Below are 4,907 nucleotides of genomic sequence, written 5' to 3'. Positions count from 1 at the left end.
GCTATCAGCTATCAGCTATCAGCTATCAGCTATCAGCTATCAGCTATCAGCTATCAGCTATCAGCTATCAGCTATCAGCTATCAGCTATCAGCTATCAGCTATCAGCTATCAGCTATCAGCTATCAGTTTGTGAATGAAAGAGGTAACCATTTTTTGATCTGAGTGAAGTCACGAAGCTGACCGCTGACCGCTGACCGCACCTCAAGTAGCACCTCAAGTAGCGCATATACTTACCAACTATCTTCATTGTCGAAGCTGGGAAGATCGGGAGATGGGGAATACTCGCTGACGGTAACCTCCTCTACCTGGGACGGTTTACTCTTTCTTTCCTTAGCCAGTTGCTCAACAGTATCACTAATCACAACCGTTAAGTTTTCCCGGGTTTGAGCATGGTTGGCTTGCTCAGTCTTTAAGGCATCGATTAAGCGATCGCGTTCTGCCATGACTGACTTAAGGGTTGCCCTTAATTCCTCGACCGTTTGCAGTTGTTCCACATTCTGCTCAATACTCGAAACCGTCTCCAGTTGATCTGATTTGAGTTGAAATCCGTCTTGTTGTAATTGTTGCAGTTGAGCCTTGAGAGTTTCGATTTGCTCTTGAGCAAGTTGGCTTTCGATACGCCGTTGCTGAGCTTCAGTATTATATAACTGACGCCAATGAGCTGCACTTTTATCCGCAGCCTGGCACTCTTTAATGCTATCGGCCAGCTGCTGCTTCAGTTCCTTGATTTGGGCTAACCATTCGGTAAGCGACCCATTGTTGCTCATCAACAACTACTCCATCGGCTATAGCACTAATCAAATTTAATCAAATTTAATTATGGTTGAGGGGGTCGGGTTAACGGTAAACTGTCAATAAAATATTAAAGTGTGTCAATTGAACTACTGAACACTAGTAATGGGCAAACTACGGGTAAAATTGGCAAATTAATTTGTAGCAAGCCCCTGCTCACATCAGAACCTATGCTATCTAAGCGTTTTTTTCGTTTCTTCCGTTTCTTTGGTTACCTGAATCTGGTAACCCTCAGGAAGACTTTCAAGCGTGCGATGGAACGTCGCTTAATGGGTCTATCTGCTGAAATGGCATATAACGCCATGTTAGCGCTTTTTCCAGCAATTTTAGCAATTCTGACAGCGATTGGCTTGTTTGAATATTCCTTACAATTAACCTGGTACCACCACCCTCCCGAGCTGAGTGAAGTGGCACAGAATCAAGCTCTGAAAATGATGAAGGAAGTAGGTCCGGCTCAGGCGGTGCAGCCAATTCAGGAATTTACCGAGCAGATTCACCTCAGCACCAATAGCAGTCTATTTTCCCTGAGTTTTATCATAGCCATTTGGGTATCTTCTGGGGCACTGAGTGCAGCGATGAATGCCCTTGATCACATCCACCACATCCCCCGAGAGCAACAACGACCGTTTTGGAAAGCTAAGTTGATTTCTCTAGGCTTAACCATTGGTAGTATCATACTGCTAGTGATTGCATCTTTTTTGGTATTTATCAGTCACTGGGTGCTAAAAACAGTCGTTGATACGAGTGGAGCTTCCATCTTGTTGACACTCTGGAGTCTGTTGACCTGGCCCGTAGCCCTGAGTATGGTGGCAGCATCCTTTGCCTTTATCTATCGCTACGGACCAAGCCGTTGGCAGCTAGGCACACCGATATTGCCAGGAGCAGTTTTAGCAGCCATTTCCTGGGCAGTGGCTTCAGGCTTGTTTCGGCACTACGTTACTGCCAATTTCAGCAATTACAACAAAGTCTATGGTACCGTAACAGCCGTGATTATCTTACAGCTTTGGCTTTACATGACTTCTCTGCTACTGTTATTAGGGGATCAATTGAATGTGATAGTAGGAGAAGCAATGCAAGCATCCCATCGGAGACCTAGACCAAGAAAATTAGCCAAGGCAAAAAAAACATGATATGAGCTGAAACACTTTTGAGAATTGAGAATTTAGAATTGAGAATTTAGAATTGAGAATTTAGAACTCACCATTCTGCCTTCTGCCTTCTGCCTTCTACATTCTACATTCTGCCTTCAACCTTCAACCAAACAACCTATTTAAGCCCGTCACGAACCCACCGCCCACGCCTAACGGCTATAACGGGGGCTTGAAAAAGTCCATGACGTGACCAGCCTAAGACTATTGAGTCTACGTTTTTTGAGCTATCACACCTTTAGATGCGTCGCTAGTCTTCTGCTCTGTGGTTAATAGTTAAACAGTCATAAACGGGTTAAGACAGTGCTATTAACAAGACAAACTCAAAAAACATTGGCTAAGCGAACTCACCCTAGCAATAGGAGAAAACACAATTATGCGTGTATTTGTACTTGACAAAGACTTTAAACCATTAGACCCTTGCCGTCCGGCTAGAGCCAGACTATTGCTCAAGCAAGGTAGAGCCAAAGTGTTTAGAAGGTATCCATTTACAATTATCCTAAAAGATTTGGAGGTAGGAAACTGTACGACTCATAATCACCAGTTAAAAATTGACCCAGGCGCAAAAACAACAGGCTTAGCAATTCTACAAGACAACACTGTTATCTGGGGTGCTGAAATAATGCATCGTGGATTTAAAATTCGAGACGCTTTAACCTCAAGACGGCAATTAAGACGTTCTCGCCGTAACCGCAAAACTCGCTATAGAAAACCTCGTTTTCTTAATCGGAAACGTCCTTTGGAGTGGCTAGCACCCAGTTTAATGTCTAGAGTTCATAATATCCTGACTTGGGTTAAAAAGCTAATTCGGTTTTGTCCCATGACGGGTATTTCTCAAGAATTGGTACGGTTCGACACTCAAAAAATGGAAAACCCAGAAATCTCCGGTACTGAGTATCAACAAGGCACTTTGTACGGCTACGAAATTCGAGAGTACTTGCTTGAAAAATGGAACCGTAAATGCGCCTACTGTGGTGCAACAGATACCAGGCTAGAAGTCGAACATATTAAACCAAGATCTAATGGTGGTTCCGATAGGGTTAGTAACCTGGCAATAGCTTGTCACGATTGTAACCAAGCCAAAGGAAACCAGGATATCAAACAATTCTTATCAAGGAAGCCTGATGTATTGAAGCGAGTCCTGTCTCAATCTAAACGATCATTAGCTGATACCGCTGCGGTCAATTCGACTCGCTGGAAGCTGTACAAAGAACTCAAGTCTACTGGATTGCCAGTAGAAACGGGTTCGGGAGGCCAGACTAAATATAATCGACGTCGGTTTAACCTAGTTAAAACACATTGGCTTGATGCCGCTTGTGTGGGGAAGGTTGAAGCCATTTATGTCGAAAATTGCCAATTTTTATTAATTATGGCCAAAGGTCATGGAACTCGCCAAATCTGTCGAACAGATAAATTTGGGTTTCCGAAGCGTTATTGTTCAAGAACTAAGATCCACAAAGGTTTCCAGACCGGAGATATTGTCAAAGCAATTGTTACTAAAGGCAAAAAGATCGGAACTTATGTTGGACGTGTCGCCACTCGTAAAACTGGCTCGTTTAACATTTCGACTGCCAACGGATTGATTCAAGGAATCAGTTACAAGTACTGTACACCAATTCACAAAAAGGATGGATATTCATATCAAATTAATACCCTGTCCTCCCTTTCCTGAGTGCCTGTCACCTGGGGTTTCCCCAGGTGTTTATATGCCACGTCCTTTTGCTAACCTTTCAGGTATAGCGGGGGTCTCCAGGGAGGCGGAAAGATGAGGAATGATCGCAAAACATCTACCTTAAGGCGTGTACGTCGGGTAAGCTACCTACTGGACAATGCTATTCCTATCCCAGGAACAGGTTATCGGATTGGTTTAGATCCCATCATTGGTCTGTTACCAGGGGGTGGTGATTTTGTGGGAACTATCATTTCATCATACATTGTCGTAGAAGCAGCACGACTGGGAGTGTCTAGATCTACCTTGGTGGAGATGGTGCTGAATATCCTTCTTGAGACAGTTACTGGGTCTGTACCGGTGTTAGGGGATCTGGTGGATGCGGCCTGGAAGGCAAATGTCAAAAATGTTGAGCTGTTAGAGAAAGAATTAAATGTATCATCATCACCACCACAAAAATCCGATTGGTTGTTTCTTATCTTACTGTTGGCAGGGTTGGCTGTAGTGTTGGTAGTTGCGGTTGGAATTAGTCTTGCGATCGTAGCGTGGGTGATCACGGCTATAACTAGCTGAGCAACAATGTCTGGCATTTGTGAATGGGACTTGTGTAGGGTGGGACATGAAACTGGCAAGATGCCAGTTCCACAGGGTGGGAAATGAAACTGGCAAGATGCCAGTTCTACTAAGATGCCTATTCCAGCCACGGCTCAAACAGCTAAAATAAGATTCACCCTGTCTGGAATTGGTGAATGGGAGTAAAAAGACACAAACAATGGAAGAAAAAAAATTAGCGCAATTTTCTCTAGCGGATGGAACTACATTTCTGGTAGAAGTGGAAGAACCAGAAAGCCGTGGTATTGAGCGAGTCTCCCTGGGATCGGGAAAAAAAGTCCTCAAGGCACGGCAGACCTTTGAAGAAGCTCTAGATCAAATCAAACCGGTGGCTTCTGCGGTGATCACCAAATTGCGTGACCTCAACCAACCTGCTGATGAAGTGGAGGTAAAATTTGGTTTGAAATTGACGGCAGATGCGGGAGCCGTCTTTGCCTCTGTGGGTGGCGAAGTGAGCTATGAAATTACTTTAAAATGGAGTAATAATAAGAATCAGAGCAAGTAGAGGATGAATTAAATAAATGGATTTTAATGTCCATAAGAGTTCAATTATTAGGATCTTTTATCAAGACCAAGTAGTTGGTATTGGCTTTCTGGTATCCGAACACTATGCGTTAACCTGTGCTCATGTCGTGGCAGAGGCATTGTTAATTGATAGCAGGACACAGAGCTCACCTGAAGGAGA

At 43.8% G+C, this 4,907-nt stretch carries 5 protein-coding genes; 4 read left to right on the top strand and 1 reads right to left on the bottom strand.

Features of this window, described 5'->3' with window-relative positions:
• Nucleotides 1-231: 231 nt before the first annotated feature.
• The gene (locus F6K38_RS34960; protein ID WP_008189846.1) at nt 232-768 is read right to left on the bottom strand and encodes a hypothetical protein; all 537 of its coding nucleotides are present in this window, start codon (nt 766-768) and stop codon (nt 232-234) included.
• 195 nt (nt 769-963) lie between these two features.
• Between F6K38_RS34960 and F6K38_RS34955 the strand changes: the two genes are divergently transcribed.
• The 4 genes from F6K38_RS34955 to F6K38_RS34940 all read left to right on the top strand — a co-directional run bounded on the left by F6K38_RS34955 (nt 964) and on the right by F6K38_RS34940 (nt 4,727).
• The gene (locus F6K38_RS34955; protein ID WP_044495393.1) at nt 964-1,923 is read left to right on the top strand and encodes a YihY/virulence factor BrkB family protein; all 960 of its coding nucleotides are present in this window, start codon (nt 964-966) and stop codon (nt 1,921-1,923) included.
• A gap of 394 nt (nt 1,924-2,317) precedes the next feature.
• Nucleotides 2,318-3,613 carry an RNA-guided endonuclease IscB gene (gene iscB, locus F6K38_RS34950; protein WP_071102596.1) on the top strand — a complete coding sequence of 432 codons (1,296 nt, stop codon included), beginning with the start codon at nt 2,318-2,320 and terminating at the stop codon, nt 3,611-3,613.
• 93 nt (nt 3,614-3,706) lie between these two features.
• Nucleotides 3,707-4,183: a DUF4112 domain-containing protein gene (locus F6K38_RS34945; RefSeq protein ID WP_287252417.1), complete on the top strand. Its 477-nt coding sequence runs from the start codon at nt 3,707-3,709 to the stop codon at nt 4,181-4,183.
• A 199-nt stretch (nt 4,184-4,382) separates the two neighbouring features.
• On the top strand, nt 4,383-4,727 hold the full coding sequence (locus F6K38_RS34940) for a CU044_2847 family protein (RefSeq protein ID WP_287295488.1): 345 nt from the start codon (nt 4,383-4,385) through the stop codon (nt 4,725-4,727).
• The last annotated feature ends 180 nt before the right edge of the window (nt 4,728-4,907 follow it).

It is taken from the genome of Moorena sp. SIO3B2 (genome assembly GCF_010692525.1).
In the GTDB taxonomy this organism is placed as follows: Bacteria; Cyanobacteriota; Cyanobacteriia; order Cyanobacteriales; family Coleofasciculaceae; genus Moorena; species Moorena producens.
This window is presented reverse-complemented; position numbering and strand designations above follow the sequence as displayed.